Origin of the sequence: Sabulicella rubraurantiaca (genome assembly GCF_017355885.1) — a bacterium.
GTDB classification, from domain to species: Bacteria; Pseudomonadota; Alphaproteobacteria; order Acetobacterales; family Acetobacteraceae; genus Roseococcus; species Roseococcus rubraurantiacus.
In genome coordinates, this window is the sequence record NZ_JAFEUU010000005.1 from 157596 (window position 1) to 176178 (window position 18583).

Below are 18583 nucleotides of genomic sequence, written 5' to 3' on the forward strand. Positions count from 1 at the left end.
ATCCTCGCCTTGCCGGAGAACAGGGATCACTCGACCTTTGGCTGCCAGTAGGGTGCCGCGTAGTAGGGCGGTGCCGCGGCGGTATCGATGTGCGCGACGACGACCTGAGGCTTGCCAGCGGCGGCTCCCTGGACGAGCTGCGGCCAGGCCAGATGGAGATCCTCAGGATTGCGCACATCCCAGGCCTCGGCGCCAAGGCCGCGCGCGGTGGCGGCCAGATCCGAACCACCCAGGGGATAGGGCCTTCCGGCGGCGGGGTCCGTGCTGAACAGCGCCGCCATGCCCTGCGAGACCATGCTGAGGTTGTTGTCCGCCAGCACGACCCAGACAGCGCCGATGCCGCGGGCTGCGGCAGTCGAAATCTCGCCGAGATGCATCAGAAAGGCGCCGTCCCCGGTGAGCGCGACGCACAGGCGGTCCGGGCAGCCATGGCGCGCGCCGATGACGGCGCAGGTGCCGAAGCCCATCGGCCCCATGGACAGTGCGCTGTGGAATTCCTGCCGACGGTCGATCACCAGGTAGTGAAGCGCCCATCCCACGCAGTTCCCGCTATCCACAAAGACCAGCGCGTCCTCCGGCAGCAACTTATTGAGGGACCGGCAGAGCGCAGCAGGATGCAGCGGCGTGCCCTGGGCTTCGTAATCGGTGGGCGCGATGAACGGCGAATGCTGTTCCTTCAGCGCTGCTAGTGATTGGCGGCGCTGCTCGATGGTGCCCACATCCCTGGGCCACGCGGCTGCCTGGTCCCAAAGCGCGCGGAGAAAGGCGCCGGCCTCGGCCACGATGCCTTCGGTGACGGGAAAGCCGCGGCCAATCCGCGCGGCATCGGCATCCACCTGTATCAGCGGGCCTTGTGGCATCAGCATGGGGTTCCAGCGATAGGTCGCCAGTTCGCCAAGCGACGAGCCTAGGACAAGGAGAGCGTCATGCGCCGCACCGCCACTGGATGTGGTCATCCAGTATTGCGGCCACATGCAGCCCGCGAAGCCGTAGCTTCTCAGGGAGAGTGGGTGGCTCTCCGGGAAAACGCCCTTTCCGTCCGAGGTGGTCATCGCCGGGATCTGCCACCACTCGACGAAGCGTCGGAGTGCCCGTGCCGTTTCGGCGTCGCGCAGCGCCGCGCGGCAGCCGCTTCCGAGCAGCAGCAAGGGCCGCTTTGCCGCTGCCAGCGCTCCCAGCACGCGCCGCACTGCGGGGGTGGGGGCGTCGTCCGGGGGTGCGGATCGATAGGCGCGCGGACTGGCGGGAGGGCGTGGCGAAAGGGAAGGCGCTTGCTGCGCGGCCGCGACATTGTCGGGAATGCCGAGACGGACGGCGCGGCGCGGCAGGGCGAGCGCGGTCCGCAACGCCTCCTCGATCAACGTTGGCGCACTGGTCGGGTCGGGGATATCGGCGCTGAAGGCCGTGGCAGCGGCATAGAGGTCGCGAAGATTGAGACCGCAATCCGTGCCATCCTGGAGATAGCCGCGCCCTAGGAAGACCTCCGCCACTTCGCCCGTCAGCACCACGACGGCCGAGCCGCTGGCTTGCGCATTCATCGCGCCGGTCAGGGCATTGGTGCCGCCCGGCCCGCTGGTGACGAGGACCACGCACAGACGGCCCGTGGCCCGGAAATACCCGTCCGCCATATAGGCGGCGCCGGTCTCGTGCCGGCTGACGACATAGTCGAAGTCGCCGCGCTGATTCACCCGTTCGAGGAGATGGGCAATCCCGCCGCCCGGTATCCCGAAAAGTGTCCTTGCGCCCTCAAGGGCCAAGTAATCCAAAAGTTGGTCGGCGACGGTCGGAGAAGCATTCGCCGCAGGCGGCGTCGACATGGCTGGCTGATCTTTCCTGCCGCTGGATGCCTGCCGCCATATGAGCATCCCGCAGAACCATGCGCCATGAAATAATGACAAGGACTGTGGGCGGTGATGCCCCATGCCGAGTGGCGGCCGCATGTTCCACCGGAGGCCCGCTAGGTCGCGTGGACAAACTGGCGGCTGGGGGATTCCCAGCTGACCGCGGACGTGATTCCAAGCTGATCTTTGGCATGGAGATCGGCGTTGATCCGTGGGCTGCTGACGGATGAGGAATGGTCCTTCTTCGAACCTTTCGTGGTGTCAGCCAGTCCGTTGGGCGGCCGGCCAGCGCGCAGCCACCGGCGAGTGCTCGACGCCATCTTTTGGATCGCGCGCACCGGCGCGCCGTGGCGTGACCTGCCATCCGAGCTGGGCCACTGGAACTCGGTGTTCCGCCAGTTTCGGCGCTGGACTGCCTCGGGCCTCTGGGACGTGATGCTCGAGGCCTTGGCCGATGGCGGCGGGCAGGCCGACCTCCTGCAGATGATCGACAGCACCAGCATCCGGGCGCATCACTGCGCCGCCGGCGGAAGGGGGGGACTCATCGAGCGGGTCTGGGGCGCTCGCGAGGTGGCTTCACGAGCAAGCTCCACATCCGCAGCAACGCGTATGGCCTGCCCATCGCCTTGCATATGACCGCCGGGCAGGAAGCCGACTGCTCGAACTACGACGCGTTGATGGCGGCGCGTGACAGTGATCCTGCCATCATGCTCGGCGACAAAGGCTATGACAGCGACCTGATCCGGCAAGATCTGCGCGACCGTGGCGCTGTGCCAGAGATCCCAACCAAGCGGAACCGCCATGTCCAGCACAGTGTCAGCCGTCCGCTCTACGCGCTGCGCAGCCGTATCGAGTGCTTCATCAACCGTCTTAAAAACAGCCGCCGCGTCGCCACCCGCTACGATCAGACCAGCGACAGCTTCGTCGGCTTCGCCGCCCTGTCCTCAATCCGCCTCTGGATGAGGTTTGTCCACGCACCCTAGGCCGCACCGAAACGGGGACGTCCCCCGAGACCGCGTGAAGCAGATGCTTCAAGAGCAGTCGGTCGGGTGAAGGCTGCGTTCAGGGCCTGAGCGCGCGACGTGAATGACGAGCGCAATGAAACGCTCGCCTCCTGATTGATCAAGAAAGCTCGAACGCCGCCGCCCGCCTGAAGCGGGCCGCGGCGCGATGCTGGGTTAGATCCGGTACGCTTGCCGCGCCAGCAGGCGCCAGTCATTCCCCGATTTCTGCCAGACCTGCATGACGCCGATCCGCACCGGCGTGACCTGCCCTGCCGGGTTCACCGTCTCGCCAGTGAGGACGTGGCGGGCAATGGCGGTGTTTCCCAGGACAGACACGGTCTTGTCGCTGAGGTTGATCGAGCGGAAGGCCGAAGCCCGCGAGGCGAGATAGTCGATGAATTGCTGCCTATTCTCGACGCGGCCCGCCGAGTGCCCGTAGCTCAAGCCCTCTGCGGTCAGGGCCTCAAGCCGCGACCGATCCACCGCGATCATCGCCTCGGACAGGGCGTCGATCGCCTGCGCGACTGCCCGTTCGTCGGCGGATTGCGCCTGCGCGCCGCGCTGGCCCATCGCAGTCAGGATGACGGCCGCCCCACCCAGGGCAGCGATGCTTCGACGTTTCAAATCCACTGGAACCTCCTCCGCTCTTGTTCTGGTTACGGAACAGGCTAACCCCCTCGGATCTCCTTCGTCCATCAAATGTGAATGCTGAACGATGGATCCCCACGGATACAGCGCCAGAACGTGCCTTCAGATGAAGGTCAGGAGACGACGCGGATTGGTGACCATGATCGCTTCGATCTCCGCCTCGCTCCATCCGCGCTTGCGCATGTGCGGCAGGACCTTCTTCTGGATGTGGGCGTAGCCATGCCCGCCCCACTCGCTGAACTGGATCGTGTGGCAGATGTCGTGGCTGATGACGATCTGATCGAGATGCCCCCGGTCGATCGCGCGACGGATGGCGCGCAGGCGCATCCCGTCATTCGGCATGTCGATGTCGGAATGCGCGTAGTAGGTGTTTTCCTGGCCGAACAGGTCCCATTCCAGGATCACGCCCGCATCGGCCAGGCGGAACAACCGGTCTTCGTCGAAGATGGTGCGGTCGATGTGATCAATGATGGTGCGCGACATGTCGGCGCCGTGTTCTCGCAGGAACTCCACCAGCATCCACGGATGGTCCTCGTGCCGCGCGGGGTGTATGGTCAGCGATGCGCCGGTTTCCTGCTGGGCGATGACGGCGCCGGCGAGGACGCGCTTCTCCAGATCCGTCCAGGGCCACTGGCAGCCGATCTCGCCCACGATCCCGGCGCGCACGTCGGTCCCCCAAGCGCCCTGCTGCACCTGCTCGATCATCTCCTTCGCGAAGCTGTCCACGCTGCGGTCGTGGTTCGCAGGATCCTGGTAATCATGGACGTAGTGCCCGCAGCCCATGACGATGTGGGCGCCGGTCTCGCGTGCGACCTGGGCAAGGCCCTCCGGGTCAGGCTCCAGCCCGCCGATGGTCAGTTCCACCACCGTCTTGCCGCCGGCCGCGACCATCTCCGCCGTGGCGCGGGCGGCGACGGCGCGATCCTTCTGGGTCGTGTTGCGGATATCGGCGACGTCGCCGTTGAGGAGGTCCCAATACTGGCCCGGTTTGGGACCGCCACTGATCCCGGGGTCTCGCTTGGCCGGGTGGGTGATGTTCCAGATCAGGTGCTCATGCATCAGGGTGTGGCCAAGCTCGGCCGGGTCCACCAGGCCCAGCACGGTCTGGGCCTTTCCCCGCATCTCGTCACGCGTCAGGCGCATCGTGGTCCTTTCTCCTTCGCAGGGCCTCAGGCCCAGCGCACATTCCAGGGATAGCTCGCTGCGGTCTTGAGGAAGCCGGTCAGCCCGGCGCGATAGGCGGTGCGGATGAAGTACCGGCCAAGCGGCACGACAGGGACCTCGCGGAAGGATTCCTGCTGGATCTCCTCGGCCAGCTGCGCCTGCGACGCCTCATCCGGGGCGAGCAGCCACTGCGATGCGAGTTCCTCGACGCGGGGATTGCTGTACCAGCCGAACCAGCCGCGATCGCCCTGACCGCGAAGGATCGGGCTGGTGGCGGGGTTGAGGATGGACGGGCTCGGCCACCAGGTGTGGAAGATGCTCCAGCCGCCGCGCTCGACCGGTTCCTTGCTGGTGCGCCGCTGCACGACGGAGCCCCAATCCGTCTCGACCAACTCGACATTCATGTCGAGGCGGCGGAGCAGATCGGCGGTGACGAGGCCGAAGGGCGCCATGCTCGGTAGGTCGCTCGCGTTGATGATGACGACCTTCTCGCCGCGATACCCGCCGTCATGCAGCATCTGCTTGGCGCGGGCGAGGTCGGGCGGGCTGCCGCGCAGCTCGGCGGGCTTCGTCTCGCGCCCATAGGCCGTTCCGCAGGGCCACATGGAATGGCACTCGGTGAAGATCTCCGGGTCGTTCCCGGTGATCGCGCGCATGTAGTCATCCTGGTTCGCGGCATACAGGATGGCACGGCGCACGCCTGCCTTGTCGAAGGGCGCGTGGAGATGGTTGAAGCGCAGCGTGCCGATGTATCCCGTCGGGTCGTTCACGCCGACGCGCACATTGCGGTTGCGGCGAAGCAAGGGAGTCAGGTCGGGGTTGACCTGGTCCCACCAATCCACCTCCCCGGCCTGCAGTGCCGCGGCGGCCGTGGCACTGTCCGGCATCACCTGCCATTCGATTCGCTCGAAATGCGCCACCTTGCCGCCAGCCGTGTTCTCGGGCGGCTCCTGACGCGGCACGTAGCGATCGAACTTCGCATAGCCAACCCGGCTGCCCGCCACGAACTCGTCCGGGAGGAAGCGATAGGGGCCGGAGCCGACCATCTCGGGCACTTGGCGAAACGGGTCCGTGCGTGCCAGCCGCTCCGGCATCATCAGAGGCATGTTGGAGGCGGTCTTGCCGATGGCCGACAGCAGCAGCGGGAAGGGGCTGCGCAAGCGGATGCGGAGCGTGCAGTCATCCGCGACGCCCCACTCGGCGGCGACGGCGGCGAGGGACTGGCCGAACACGTCGCGCTTGCTCCAGCGCTCCAGGCTCGCGATGCAGTCCCGGGCGAGGACCTTCTCGCCATCGTGCCAAAACAGCCCATCGCGCAGCCGGATGGTCCAGGTGAGGCCGTCGTCGGAGACGTTATGCCCCTCGGCCATCTGGGGCCGGATGCGCCCGGCATCATCGGTGCCGTAGAGCGTGTCGAACACGGTATAGCCGTGCACCGACGTCACGGCCGCCGTGGTCCAGACCGGGTCCAGCGCTGTGAGGTTAGCCTGCGGGACGAAGCGCAGCACGCGCCGGTCGCGGCGCTGTGCCCGTGCAGGAGCGCTTCCCGCCGCCACGAGGCCGGCGGAGGTGGCGATGAAGCGGCGACGATGCATCGGGTAGGCTTCTCCGCTGATCGGGACGGTCAGGCGCGAGGCAGAAGGCCGGCGCGCGCCTCGGCAAAGTCGGCGACGGCCGTAGCGAGGCGATCCAGTTCAGCGTCGCCCACCGGCAGGCTGAGCGCGATCATGCCGCGCCGCGCGAGGTAGAGGCCGCCGGCCAGCATGTCGAGGAAGAACAGCTCCCTCAGCGCCTCCTCCTCGGGCGTGGGCGGGGCAGGCCGTTCGATCGGCCCAGCACGGAACTGCACCGTCGCCATGGAGCCCACGCCGGTGAAGTGCATCACCGTTCCTGCGGCGGCGAGGATGGCATTGAGCCTCGTGCGCATCGCCTCGCCGCGGGCGAAGAGCGCATCTGCTGCTTCGGCGGTAAAGATCTCGCCCAGGGCGACGTTGCCAGCCGCCATGGACAGCACGTTGTTGTTGAAGGTGCCCGCATGGGCGATGCGGCCATCGAACAGCGACATGATGTCGGGGCGTCCGCCGAAGGCGCCGAAGGACATCCCGCCGGCTATGTACTTGCCGAGCGTGGTCATGTCCGGCGTGACACCCAGGCGTTGCTGCAACCCGCCCGCGCTCATGCGTGAGGTCATCACCTCATCGAAGATCAGCACGGTTCCGGCCTCGGCGGTCGCCTTCCGAAGCGCGGCGAGGAAATCGGCCCGCGCCGGAATGCAGCCACCGCTACCCAGCATGGGCTCCACGATCACTGCGGCAAGGCGCTCCGCGTTCTCGCGGATCAGGGCGACGGCGCCCTCGGCATCGTTGTAGTCGGCCATCAGGAAGGGGAAGGGCACGGTGGCCGGGTTGGTGCCGGAGAGCGGGAAGAGCAGCACGCCACCATGATAGCCGCCGCGGAACGCCATCACCGTGTCGCGGCCGGTGAAGGCGCGGGCGGCGGTCAGCGCCATCAGATTCGCCTCGGTGCCGCTATTCGTGAAGCGGACGAGTTCGACCGATGGGAACCGGCCGCAGACGAGGCCGGCGAGGGACGTTTCCGCCTTGCCGACGGCGGCGAGGTTGATGCCGCGCCCCAGAGCCGCGCGCACGGCGTCATGGATGCGCTGTTCTGAGTGGCCGAACAGCCCGGCCGTGTACTCGCCGCAAAGGTCCAGATACTCGCGCCCGTCAATGTCGCGCAGGGAGCAGCCCTCGCCCGATTCCATCGCTGTTGGGAAGGGCGTGTACATCAGCACGGTGCGCGTGTTGCCGCCCGGCATCACCTGGCGGGCGCGCTCGTGCAGGGCGCGACTGGTAGGGCGCGCGGCGACATAGGCCTCGCGCGCCTCGGCCAGCGCAGAGTCGAGATCGCTGTTGCGAAGCTGGACGGCGGCGCTCATCGGCTGGCGATCCTGGCGGCGAAGGAGAGGGGCATGGATGAACCTCCGACATTCGTTCACAACCGCCCTTGCCGCTTGGCCACGGCAGGCCGACGTCCATAGGATGCCGTCTAAGGCTGGACTGCAATCCCATCTGCGTGAGAAATGTGATCACACAATGCCCGAAGCTGCCAACAGCTTTTCTTCGCAGGAGGGGGAGGAGGGCCTTCCGCTGGAGGAAATGGCCTATCGCCGCCTGAGGGAAGCCCTCGTCACCGGCGCCATACTGCCGGGGGACCGGCTCTCTATCCGCGCCGTGGCCGCTGCATTTTCGGTCAGTGCCATGCCGGTCCGCACGGCCCTGCGGCGGCTCGCTGCGGAGCAGGCGCTGGACCTGCTGCCATCAGGCACCGCCGTGGTGCCTCGCCTCACACGGGCGGGCTTCACCGAGTTGAGTGCGATCCGGGCGAGGCTGGAGCCCCTGGCGGTGAGTCTCGCCGCGCCGCATCTCGGCGAGGGTCACTGGAACACGCTCGCGCCTCTCGTCGCCGCGCATGACGCGGCGCGCGCGGCGGGCGATGCCGCTGCGGCGCAGGCGGCAGATCGCGATTTCCTGTTCGGGATCTATCGCGCCGCGCAGGCGCCGCTGCTGCTCGGCCTGATTGAGACCCTCTGGCTGCGGCGCGGTCCGTTGTTCCGCTCGGTGCGGATCACGGTGACGGCGGCGGGAGGCCTCCGGCACAGCCATGGTGCGATGCTGGAGGCGCTGCGCGGCGGAAAAGGCGATGAAGCCGCGGAGCTGCTGCGCGCCGAGATCGAGGACGCAACACGCGCCATTCTCGCGACGGTGCGCTTCGAGGGCGACGACACGGCGGCCGAAAGGCTGGCCTGGATCGGAAAGTCCGGCCGCCAACGCTAGGGTGGATTAGCCACTCGCTGCGAGCATCACGGCGCCGCCCAGGACCCGGGCGCCGAGCACGAAATCCGCCTCCGCCATGCTCTCGCGCGGATTGTGACTGCCATTCGCGTTGCGGACCAGCATCACCGAGGCCGGGATGCCGGCCTGATGAAACATCGCCGCGTCGTGACCCACCGTCGCGAGGCGCAAGGCGTCGTGACCGATTGCCTTCGCGGATTCTTCCACCATCGCGATAAGCGCGGGATCGAGGCGCGAGGGCAAAGACCCGAAGCGCGGTCCCATTTCGAACCGCACGCCGCGGCGCTGGGTGATGCTGTCCAGGAGCCGCGACAGCAGGGCGTCCGCCTGTGCGATCACCTCCTCGCGGATCGATCCGACATTGAAGCTGAAGCGGACCTCGCCTGGGACCTTGGTCATGGCATGGGTGGACGGGTCGGTTCCGAACTTGCCCATCGTGAAGACGCAGGATGGGTCGTGCCTCTCCGCCTCCTCCCAGAAGCGTTCGAACTCCAGTGCCAACTCCGCCACGGCCAGCACCGCGTCGTGGCGATAGGCGCGCGGCAGCGCGGCGGAATGACCGTACTCGCCGAGGCAGCGCGCCTCGGGATAGCGAGTGTTGCCACGGATATCCGTCGCCACACCGACCGGCAGGTTTTTGGCGGTGAGCAGCGGCCCCTGCTCGATGTGCAGCTCGAAGAACCCGGCCACCGTCTCGCGTGAGATCGGCATGACCGGGGCCGATGCATAGCTCAACTCGTCCAGATGCTCCTGGAGTGGCCTGCCGGTATCGAAGCGCGGCAGGCCGCCCAGATCGGCGAGGGTGGAATGTCCCAGCATCATGCGGCTGCCGACATAGGCGGTGCCGAACCAGGGACTCTCCTCGCCACGCATGGCCACGGCCCGGATGCTGCGCCGATTTCCGCCGTCGCGCAGCGCCGCCGCGGCCGTGGCGAGGCTGGCCATGACGCCCGCCAGACCGTCGTAATTGCCGCCACCCGGGACCGAATCCAGGTGCGAGCCGGTCATGATCGCCTTGGCCGATGGATCGGCGCCGGGCACGACACCGTGCAGATTTCCGAACCGATCAGGCTCCAGTTCGAGGCCGAGGCTCCTGGCGAAGTCGGTCACCTTCTCGGCGGCGATCTGCTCGCCCTCGCCGTAGCAGGGGCGGGTGATCCCCTCCTCCTTCGTGCCTGTCAGGCGGCCGATTTCCTCCATCACGGCCCATGCCTGGGCCGCGATGTCCTCCAGTGTCCGATCGAAGCTCATTCAGCTGGCCTCCCGGTGCGGCAACGCTGCGTCAGCTTCGCTGCGCTCCGCCAGACAGGCAAGGCGGGGTGCTGAATCGCATAGTGATAAGCACGAGGCTCACCCGCGCCCTCGGTGCGGGGAAGGAGATGGCGCGGTGCGCTCCGCCTTGTCGCGCTGGGTCTGGGCACGGATGCGCTCGCCCGCCTCGGCCCATTGTGCGTCGCTCCAGTCCAGATAGCGCGTGAAGTACGCACCGCTGGCCAGCGCGTGTCCGCCATCAATGGCAATGGTCTGCCCAGTTAGCCATTCGCACCCATCGGCCATCAGGAAGGCGATCAGGTTGGTCAGTTCGGGCATCTCGCCGAGGCGCCGCATGGGGTTGTCGGCGCGCTCGCCCTCATGCGCATTGCTGGAGGGGCGCAGCCGCGCCGTGGCGCCCTCCGTCGGAAAGATCCCCGGCGCCACAGCATTCAGCCGGATGCCGTGGCACCCCCACTCCACGGCGAGGGACTTGGTCATCACGTCCACCCCCGCCTTCGACATGGCTGAGGGCACCACGAAGGGAGAACCGGTCGTGACCCAGGTGGTGACGATGGACACGACGCTGCCCTTGTGGCCGCCTTCGATCCATCGCTTGCCCACTGCGTGCGTCACGTAGAATGTTCCGTGGAGGACAATGTTCGCGATCGCGTCGAAGCCGCGGGGCGAGAGATCCTTCGTGCGGCTGATGAAGTTGCCGGCGGCGTTGTTGATGAGGCCGGTGAGCGGACCGCGCGTGGCCCAGATCTCGCCGACCATTGCATCCACTGCACCTGCGTCACGCAAATCCACCACGTGGGAGGTCACCGTCCCACCATGGCGCTCCATGAGTTCGGCCGCCGCCTCCTCCAGCACCCCGCCGCGGCGTCCGCAGATGACGATCTCTGCGCCAAGCTCCAGCAGGCGCGCGGCCATGGCCTTGCCCAGCCCCGTTCCTCCGCCCGTCACCAGGATGCGGTGACCCCCGAACAGCCCTGCCTCGAACATGTGCTTCCTCCTGTGCGCGGCTTGCCTGCAGCGCCGCCAAGGGAGGATGCTAACCCTCACGAGCGAAGCAAGGGAGGAGGCCAGGCATGACCGGCCCGTTGTCAGGCATCCGCGTGGTCGAACTGTCCACGATGATCACCGCGCCCCTCGCCGGCGTGATGCTGGCCGACATGGGCGCCGACGTCATCAAGGTCGAGAACCCCGAGGGTGGCGATCCGTATCGCAACTTCCGTGGAGGTCAGTACAGCCCACATTTCTGTGCGTACAACCGCAACAAGCGCAGCGTCGTGCTCGACCTGCGTTCCCCCGAAGGCAAGGCCGCGCTGGAAGTCCTTCTCGGCGGGGCGGATGTCCTGCTCGAGAATTTCCGTCCCGGCGTCCTCGCGCGCCTGGGGTTCGAAGAGGCGAGGATCAAGGCGATAAACCCACGCATCGTCCATTGTTCCGTCACGGGCTTCGGCTCGGGCGGCCCCTACGTGGGGCGCCCCGCCTATGACGCCGTCGCCCAGGCGCTCAGCGGCCTCACGAGCCTACAGGTGGACCCCGAGGCACCGCGGATCGCGGGACCGACCATCGCCGACAACGCGACTGGGCAATACGCCGCCTTCGGAATCCTCGCGGCGCTGATGGAGCGCGAGCGGACCGGCCGTGCCCGGCGTGTCGAGGTGAACATGCTCGAATGCGCCCTGTCCTTCGCCCCCGATGCCTATGGCTACCTGACGCAGATGGGCATCGTCTCCGACCCCTATCTGCGCGCGCGCACCTCGCAATCCTACGTCTTCGCCTGTTCCGACGGGGCCATGATCGCGGTTCATCTGTCGTTGCACCAGAAGTTCTGGATGGCCTTCCTGGAGGTGGCGGGCCGGACCGACCTCGCCGAGGATGCGCGCTTCCGCACGCGTGCCGACCGCATCGAGAACTACGAGGCATTGCGCACCCTCGTGGCGCCGGTCTTCGCGCGACATCCACGCGCATATTGGGTGGAGCGCTTCGCACGGCACGATGTTCCCTTCGCGCCCGTCTACACCGTTGCAGAGGCGCCAGAGGACCCACAGGTGCGGCATCTCGGTTCGTTCTTCGAGATGGAGCATCCGGAGCAGGGGCGCCTGACCGCGATCCACCTTCCCATCTGGTTGGACGGCGAGCGGGAGAGCCATCCGCGCCGGCCTCCCCCAACGCTGGGTGAGCAGACGGAGGAGGTGTTGCGCGAGCACGGCCTGCCCCCGGCACGAACTGGCGCCGGTTGACGCCGTCGCGAGGCAGAACCTAGGGTTTCCGCAGCTGGCCACATCAAGGCCGCAGGAGGAAACAACGATGAGGAACTCCGCCGCCTGGGCGCTGGCCGCAGCCCTGTCCGCCCTCGTTTTCGCGACTCCCTCCGTGGCCCAGCAGCAGTGCAGTTCCTTGACCGTCGTTGCTCCCTTTCCCGCGGGCTCCAATACCGATGCGATCGCCCGCCTCGTGGGTGAGCGCGCGGCGCAGACGCTCGGGCGGCCCGTCGTCATCGACAACAAGCCGGGTGCGGAAGGCCAGCTGGCTGCCGTGGATGTCCGGCGCGCCCCGCCCGATGGCTGCCGCATCCTGTTCGCGACCTCGGGCAACCTCTCGATCCTGCCCTTCATCCGGCGCGATCCGCCCTATGACCCGCTGCGGGACTTCACGCCGCTGGCAGAGATCGGCCGGTACAATTTCTTCCTCTTCGTCAGCCGCGGCATGCCGGACAACGTCCAGGGCTTCGTCGAGGCGGCGCGTGCGCGACCAGGCGCCCTCAACTTCGCCACCGGCAACAACACGAACCTCCTCGCCATGGCGGAGATCCAGCGTCAGTTCGGCCTTCGGCTGGAGCGCGTCAATTATCGCGGCGAGCCGCCTGCGATGACGGATTTGATGCAAGATCGCGTGCAGGCGATGGTGGCGACCAGCATCGGCGTGCCGCATGCGCGGGAGGGCGCGATCCGTGCGCTGGCGGTCATGCTGCCCCAACGCATCCCGATCCTGCCCGATGTGCCGACCTTCACCGAGGTCGGTATCCGTGATCTGGGCATCGTCCCCTGGGCGGGCTTCGTCGGCCCGGCTGGGTTGCCGGAAGCGACGGTGAAGGCGCTGAGCGACGCGCTGGTTTCGGCCATGGATCACCCGCCGCTCCGGGCCCGCGCGGCGGAGCTGGGCTTCACCATGAGCCCGTCCCCTTCGGGTGACTTCGCCCGGCTGATGCGTGAGCAGCACGAGGTCTATGGGCGCGTGATCCGCGAGGTCGGACTGCCTGTGGAGTGATGCATCCGGACGAGAGCCTGCACCTCGGCAGGGGCTAATTGTCGCGGCGCAGCAGGAAGGACACCACCATTTCGCCAGCCAGCGTCTCATAGGCCGCAAGCCGTTCCGGCTGGAACAGGTCACCCGCGAAGGCGGCTGAAAGGGTCCACCGATTGGCGCAGGGGAAGTAGCCCAGTCCTGACAGCGCGACGTAGAGGGCGCGCACATCCACCTCTTCGCGGAACAGGCCTTGCTGCCTCCCTTCCTCCAGCAGCCGCTCCATTGCCGCGAAGAGGGGCGAATACAGCATGGGCACCCCGGTCGCCTCGCGCAGGTGGCGGCCGCGATGGAGGTTCTCCTCGTTCATCAGGGCGGTGATTTCGGGGTGCTCGCGGAACAGGCGGAAGGTTTCCGTGGTCAGTCGTCGCATCCCCTCGACCGGCCCAAGAGCCATGAGCGCCACCTCATCCTGTCCGGAGCGCAGCAGCCGGTACACGTGCTCCAGTGCTGCTGCCCAGAGCCCTTCCTTTGAGCGGAAATGATGAAAGACGAGGCCCTTCGCCACGCCTGCGGCCTCGGCGATCGCGGCCATGCGGGCGCCGGCGAGGCCCTTCGCGGTAAATTCAGCAAGCGCGGCGCGCAGAATGGCAGCACGTGCCGTGGTGCCCGGGGAAGATTCCGGTTGACGTTCGCTCATGGCTTCCGACACGCTGCCCACAAATTGACTGACCGGTCAATCAAGACCGCTCCCTGAAGACGAGGTAAGCGATGCGGGCGAGGATTGGCGTCGACGTGGGGGGCACCTTCACCGATGTCGTGCTGTCCCTGCCGGGCGGTCGGATCCTGGTGAACAAGACCACCACGACGCCCCACGACCCGGGCGAGGGCGTCGTGGCGGGCATCGCCACGCTGCTGCAAGAGGCGGGGCTGGACGGCGCGGCGGTGGAGGAGGTCGTGCACGGCACCACTGTCGCCTCCAATACCATCCTGCAGAAGGTCGGCGCACGCACCGGGCTCCTCACCACCCGCGGCTTCCGGGACGTGCTGGAGATCGGGCGCATCCGCACCCCCGGCATGTTCGACCTGTCATGGAGCAAGCCCGAGCCCCTGGTGCCGCGACGCTGGCGCCTGGAAGTGTCGGAACGCATCGGCGCCGACGGCGCGGTGGTGCAGCCCCTGGATGAGGACGACGTGCGTGAGGCGGCGGCCTTCTTCCTGGAGGAAGGCGTGGAAGCGGTCGCGATCTGCTTCATCAATTCCTACAGCAATGCCGCGCATGAGCGCCGCGCGGCCGCCCTGCTGCGCGAGGCGGCGCCCAGCCTGCTCGTCACCGCCTCCTGCGAAGTCCTGCCCGAGATCAAGGAATACGAACGTACTTCCACGGCCGTGGTGAACGCCTACATCCTACCCGCCATGCGCGGCTACCTGTCGCGGCTGGAGGCACGGCTGCGCGAGCTGGGGCTTTCCGCCCCGGTGCAGGTGATGGCGTCCAATGGCGGAATGGTAGGGCTCGAGGCGGCGCGAGACCGTCCGGTCTTCGCCGTCGGATCCGGTCCGGCTGGCGGGGTCGCGGGTGCTGCGCGGCTCGGACCGCCACTAGGCGCCGCCGATCTGATCGTCTTCGACATGGGTGGCACCACGGCCAAGGCCGCCATCGTGGAGGGCGGGCTGCCGTCCCTCGTCACCGAGTATGAATTCCGTGACGGTATCTCCACGCCGTCGCGCTTCACCAAGGGCGCCGGCTACATGCTGAAGGTCCCCGCGGTGGATATTGCCGAGGTCGGCTCGGGTGGCGGATCCATCGCGCGGGTGGATGCGGGCGGGCTGCTGGTCGTGGGACCGGAGAGCGCGGGCGGTGATCCCGGCCCTGCCTGCTACGGACGGGGCAATAAGCGGCCCACCGTGACCGATGCCAATATGGTGTTGGGCTTCCTCAATCCGCGCGCGCTTGCCGGCGGTTCGCTGCCGGTGGATGCGGAGTTGTCGCGACGCGCCGTGATGCAGCACGTCGCCGCGCCGCTCGGACTTTCGGCGGAGGAGGCGGCGCAAGGCATCCGCCAGGTCGCGAACGTGAACATGGCCCGCGCCATCCGCGCCGTGACGGTGGAGCGCGGCAAGGACCCGCGCGACCTCGCGCTTCTCGCCATCGGCGGCGGTGGGCCGCTGCATGCGGTGGAGGTGGCGCGGCTGCTCGGCATCCGGCGCGTGCTGGTCGCGCCCGCGGCCGGCGTGTTCTCCGCCGCAGGGATGCTGGCCGCAGAGGCGGCGCATGAGTTCGTCGAGCCGCTTCTCCGCCCATTGGATGGTGCCTGGCCCGCGCTTGAGGAGGCAAGCAGCCGCCTGGCGACGGCGGGCCGCGTCGCGCTCCACGCCGAGGGCTATGCGGGGGAGGGGGTGGAGCTGCGCTTCGCGGCCGATCTTCGCTACCTGGGCCAGTCCGGCGGGCTGACCGTGCCACTGGAGGAGGGCGAGGCCGCGCTTCGTGCCGCCTTCGAGCGGCTCTACCGCGAAACCTTCGGCTATGCGGCCGAGGAGGAGGCGGTGGAGCTGGTGAATCTCCGGCTTTCCGCCATTGGGCGTGGCACGACGCGACTGGATTTCGGCGCCCTCTCCCTGGATGCCCAGGCCCTGGCCGGCGAGCACGGCACGCGCCCTGTCCACTTCACGCGCGGCGCCCCGCCCGTGCCGACGCGACTGCTGCCGCGCGCGGCGCTGGACGAGGGGGCGGTGGAAGGGCCCGCCATCCTCGAAAGCTACGACACCACCGTCGTAATCCCCCCTGGCTGCACCGCCCGCCCCGGCGGCGCCGGTTGCGTGCTGATCGAACTGGATCCCATTGATGCCTGAGGCGCCCACCCCCGACCCCATCACCTTCGCGGTGGTGAAGAACGCGATGGACAGCATCGTGGACGAGATCGCCTACACCGTCATCCGCACCGCGCGGTCGGAGATCGTGAAGGACGTGATGGACTACAGCGCCGCCATCTGCGACGCGAAGGGCGAGATGGTGGCGCAGGCCAAGACCATCGCGCAGCATCTCGGCGCGATTCCGGAGGCAATGGCGGCGGTGCAGGCGCGCTGGGGCGGGAGGCTGCAGCCCGGCGATGCTGTGATCATGAACGACCCCTATTCGGGCGGCATGCACCTGCCGGACATCTTCATGTTCTTTCCGGTCTTCGCGGAGGAGGAGGTCCTGGCCTGGGTGGTGGTGATCTGCCATCACACCGACGTGGGCGGGCGCGTGCCCGGCTCCAACGCCGCCGACAGCACAGAGATCTTCCAGGAGGGGCTCCGCATCCCGCCGCTGCGCCTCTACCGCGCCGGGGAAATGGACGAGACGCTGGAAGCGCTGATCGGTCTGAACGTGCGCGTGCCCGACCGCGTGCTGGGCGATCTGCGCGCGCAATACGCGGCCTGCGGCGTCGGCGCGCGGGAGATCGCGTCGCTGGTCCGCCGCTACGGTGCAGGCGGGCTTCGCGGCCATTTCGCGGCCCTGCTGGACTACGCCGAACGCATGACGCGCGCCGAGATCAAGACCTGGCCGCGTGGAACCTATCGCTTCACCGACCACATCGACAGCGACGGTCTCTCCGACGATGCGGTGCGGCTTTCCGTCGCGGTCACGGTGCGCGAGGACGGAACGCTGCGCGTGGACTGGGATGGATCCTCGCCGCAGGTGCGCGCGGCGATCAACTCCACCCTTTCCTTCACCAAGAGCAACAGCTTCCTCTCCGTGCGCTGCGCTCTGCGCGGCGACATCCCGAACAATGCCGGCGTCTTCCGCTGCGTCGAGGTGACGGCGCCAGAGGGGAGCGTGCTGAACCCCATCTCGCCGGCGCCCGTCGCTGCCCGTGCCCTCACCGGCTACCGCGTGATGGACACGATGTTCGGTGCGCTGGCGCAGATCGTGCCCGAGGTGATCCCGGCGGCCGGGGAGGGGGGCAACACGGTGGTCGTGTTGGGTGGGAGGCACCCGGATAACCGTCCCTTCATCATCGTGGACATGATCAGCGGCTGCTGGGGCGGGCGTCCGGACAAGGACGGGGTGGAGGCGATCACCAACCCCTCTCAGAACCTATCCAACACGCCGGTGGAAGTGCTGGAGCGCCAGCACCCCGTGCGTGTGGAGGAATACGCGCTGGTGACTGACAGCGGCGGGCCTGGCCGCTTCCGCGGCGGCATGGGCCTTGCCCGCTCCTACCGCCTGCTGGCCGAGGAAGCTGTGATGCAGCTTCGCGCCGACCGGGTCCGTTTCGGGCCCTACGGGCTCGATGGCGGCCGGGAAGGTGGGCGTGCGGGCAACTGGCTGGACGGCGCGCCCGTGCCCGGCAAGGTCACCGGGACGATGCGCCGCGGCCAGCTTCTGCGCCACCATCAGGCGGGGGGCGGCGGCCATGGCGACCCGCGTGCGCGCGACCCCGAAGCGGTGGCGCGCGACGTGTGGAACGGCAAGGTGAGCGCGGAAGCCGCACGGCGGGATTACGCCGTGGCGGTGGACAGGCGGACAGGCATCCTGAACCGTGCGGAGACCGCGCGGCTGCGTGAAGGGGAGAGGGCATGAGCATGACCACGATCAACCGCCGCGCCGCGCTGGCCGCCACAGGTGCCTTGGCCCTGCCGGGCCTCGCCCGGGCGCAGGGCGAGCGCCTGTCGCTGCGCCTCGACTTTTCGCCCTGGGGCGTGCAGGCTGCCATCCACCTGGCCGATGCGCGGGGTTGGTTCCGCGAGGCCGGGCTGACGGTGGACATCCAGGATGGCCGCGGCTCCGGCAACACGCTGCAGCTGGTAAATGCCGGGCAGGTGGATGTCGGGCAGATCCAGCTTGGGCTGCTGGGGCAGGCGCGCGAGCAGGGGGCGACGGTGCGTGGCTTCGCCGGCTTCTCCCGCCGCACCGATCTGTGCGTGCTGGTGGATCGCGACAGTCCAATCCAGCGCGCGGCGGATCTGCGCGGCCGCTCGCTGGTGGTCTTCGCCGCCAGCCCCTGGGCGCCCTTCATCGACGCCTATCTGCGCTCCGACGGACTGGACCGCTCCTCGGTGAACGTCATGTTCGTCGATCCCGCCGCGCTCTGGGGCACTTACACGGCGAAGCGAGCCGACGGGCTGATGTCCACGGTGTCCTCCGCCATTCCCGTGGCGGAGCGCCCGCGTCCCTCCCGCGCCTTGCTGGCCGAGGATGCCGGGATCTCCTTCCCCTCCTATGGGCTGATGGCGACGGAGGCGACGATCCGCGCGCGTGGCCCGGCGCTGCGCAAGCTGGTCGAGACGCAGCAGCGCGCCTGGACGCATCTGCGCACCAACCCCGATGACGGGGTGGAGGCGATGCTCCGGAACCGCCCCGATGCGCGGCTCGACCGCACGGTGACGCGGGAGCAGATCCGCCTGACGCTGGAGTTCTTCGACACCCCCGCGGCCCGCGGCCGGCCGATCGGCTGGCAGGCGGAGGAAGACTGGGTCGCGGCGCTGCGGTCCCTGGAGGCCGCCGGCGCCATCAAGCCTGGCTGGAACGCGACGAACTACTTCACCAACGAGGTCGTGGGCTGAGCACCGCCGCGCTCAT

Annotated in this window: 15 protein-coding genes; 7 read left to right on the plus strand and 8 right to left on the minus strand. The window is 68.2% G+C overall.

Features of this window, described 5'->3' with window-relative positions:
- Window positions 1-26: 26 nt before the first annotated feature.
- Entirely contained in the window at window positions 27-1817 is a 1791-nt protein-coding gene (locus JTJ31_RS11070) for a thiamine pyrophosphate-binding protein (protein ID WP_207538721.1), read from the minus strand.
- A gap of 210 nt (window positions 1818-2027) precedes the next feature.
- Here JTJ31_RS11070 and JTJ31_RS11075 point away from each other — a divergent pair.
- Window positions 2028-2824, plus strand: a protein-coding gene (locus JTJ31_RS11075) for an IS5 family transposase (protein ID WP_207538722.1) whose coding sequence is annotated in 2 segments (ribosomal slippage) — window positions 2028-2370 and window positions 2370-2824 — 798 coding nt in all. Because the reading frame shifts where the segments join, the coding sequence is not laid out codon by codon here.
- Between the two features lie 195 nt (window positions 2825-3019).
- Here the strand turns inward: JTJ31_RS11075 and JTJ31_RS11080 are convergent.
- The 4 genes from JTJ31_RS11080 to JTJ31_RS11095 all read right to left on the minus strand — a co-directional run bounded on the left by JTJ31_RS11080 (window position 3020) and on the right by JTJ31_RS11095 (window position 7595).
- The gene (locus JTJ31_RS11080; protein WP_207538723.1) at window positions 3020-3469 is read right to left on the minus strand and encodes a nuclear transport factor 2 family protein; all 450 of its coding nucleotides are present in this window, start codon (window positions 3467-3469) and stop codon (window positions 3020-3022) included.
- Between the two features lie 126 nt (window positions 3470-3595).
- A complete protein-coding gene (locus tag JTJ31_RS11085; RefSeq protein WP_207538724.1) occupies window positions 3596-4636 on the minus strand; it encodes a phosphotriesterase family protein in 1041 nt (346 codons plus the stop codon).
- A gap of 26 nt (window positions 4637-4662) precedes the next feature.
- Complete coding sequence (locus JTJ31_RS11090) at window positions 4663-6252, minus strand: ABC transporter substrate-binding protein (RefSeq protein ID WP_207538725.1); 1590 nt, start codon at window positions 6250-6252, stop codon at window positions 4663-4665.
- A gap of 29 nt (window positions 6253-6281) precedes the next feature.
- Window positions 6282-7595 (minus strand): aspartate aminotransferase family protein, encoded by a 1314-nt coding sequence (locus tag JTJ31_RS11095; RefSeq protein ID WP_207538726.1) that lies wholly within the window; start codon window positions 7593-7595, stop codon window positions 6282-6284.
- Between the two features lie 157 nt (window positions 7596-7752).
- Between JTJ31_RS11095 and JTJ31_RS11100 the strand changes: the two genes are divergently transcribed.
- The gene (locus JTJ31_RS11100) at window positions 7753-8493 is read left to right on the plus strand and encodes a GntR family transcriptional regulator (RefSeq protein WP_207538727.1); all 741 of its coding nucleotides are present in this window, start codon (window positions 7753-7755) and stop codon (window positions 8491-8493) included.
- Between the two features lie 6 nt (window positions 8494-8499).
- Here JTJ31_RS11100 and JTJ31_RS11105 read toward each other — a convergent pair whose 3' ends face one another.
- Both JTJ31_RS11105 and JTJ31_RS11110 read right to left on the minus strand, forming a co-directional pair.
- Window positions 8500-9762: a hydantoinase/carbamoylase family amidase gene (locus JTJ31_RS11105; RefSeq protein ID WP_207538728.1), complete on the minus strand. Its 1263-nt coding sequence runs from the start codon at window positions 9760-9762 to the stop codon at window positions 8500-8502.
- A gap of 99 nt (window positions 9763-9861) precedes the next feature.
- Window positions 9862-10770, minus strand: a complete 909-nt coding sequence (locus tag JTJ31_RS11110; protein WP_207538729.1) for an SDR family oxidoreductase — start codon at window positions 10768-10770, stop codon at window positions 9862-9864.
- Between the two features lie 86 nt (window positions 10771-10856).
- Between JTJ31_RS11110 and JTJ31_RS11115 the strand changes: the two genes are divergently transcribed.
- Both JTJ31_RS11115 and JTJ31_RS11120 read left to right on the plus strand, forming a co-directional pair.
- Window positions 10857-12017 carry a CaiB/BaiF CoA transferase family protein gene (locus JTJ31_RS11115; RefSeq protein WP_207538730.1) on the plus strand — a complete coding sequence of 387 codons (1161 nt, stop codon included), beginning with the start codon at window positions 10857-10859 and terminating at the stop codon, window positions 12015-12017.
- 67 nt (window positions 12018-12084) lie between these two features.
- A complete protein-coding gene (locus JTJ31_RS11120) occupies window positions 12085-13044 on the plus strand; it encodes a Bug family tripartite tricarboxylate transporter substrate binding protein (protein WP_207538731.1) in 960 nt (319 codons plus the stop codon).
- A gap of 34 nt (window positions 13045-13078) precedes the next feature.
- Here the strand turns inward: JTJ31_RS11120 and JTJ31_RS11125 are convergent, their stop codons facing one another.
- Entirely contained in the window at window positions 13079-13720 is a 642-nt protein-coding gene (locus tag JTJ31_RS11125; RefSeq protein ID WP_207538732.1) for a TetR family transcriptional regulator, read from the minus strand.
- A 71-nt stretch (window positions 13721-13791) separates the two neighbouring features.
- Here JTJ31_RS11125 and JTJ31_RS11130 point away from each other — a divergent pair, with 71 nt between their 5' ends.
- From JTJ31_RS11130 to JTJ31_RS11140, 3 genes are read left to right on the plus strand one after another with little or no spacing between them, the layout of a single operon-like run.
- Window positions 13792-15870, plus strand: a complete 2079-nt coding sequence (locus JTJ31_RS11130) for a hydantoinase/oxoprolinase family protein (protein ID WP_207538733.1) — start codon at window positions 13792-13794, stop codon at window positions 15868-15870.
- Window positions 15863-17584: a hydantoinase B/oxoprolinase family protein gene (locus tag JTJ31_RS11135; RefSeq protein WP_207538734.1), complete on the plus strand. Its 1722-nt coding sequence runs from the start codon at window positions 15863-15865 to the stop codon at window positions 17582-17584. The genes JTJ31_RS11130 and JTJ31_RS11135 overlap by 8 nt, the downstream gene beginning before the upstream one ends.
- The gene (locus tag JTJ31_RS11140; RefSeq protein ID WP_207538735.1) at window positions 17581-18567 is read left to right on the plus strand and encodes an ABC transporter substrate-binding protein; all 987 of its coding nucleotides are present in this window, start codon (window positions 17581-17583) and stop codon (window positions 18565-18567) included. Before JTJ31_RS11135 ends, JTJ31_RS11140 begins: the two co-directional genes overlap by 4 nt.
- The last annotated feature ends 16 nt before the right edge of the window (window positions 18568-18583 follow it).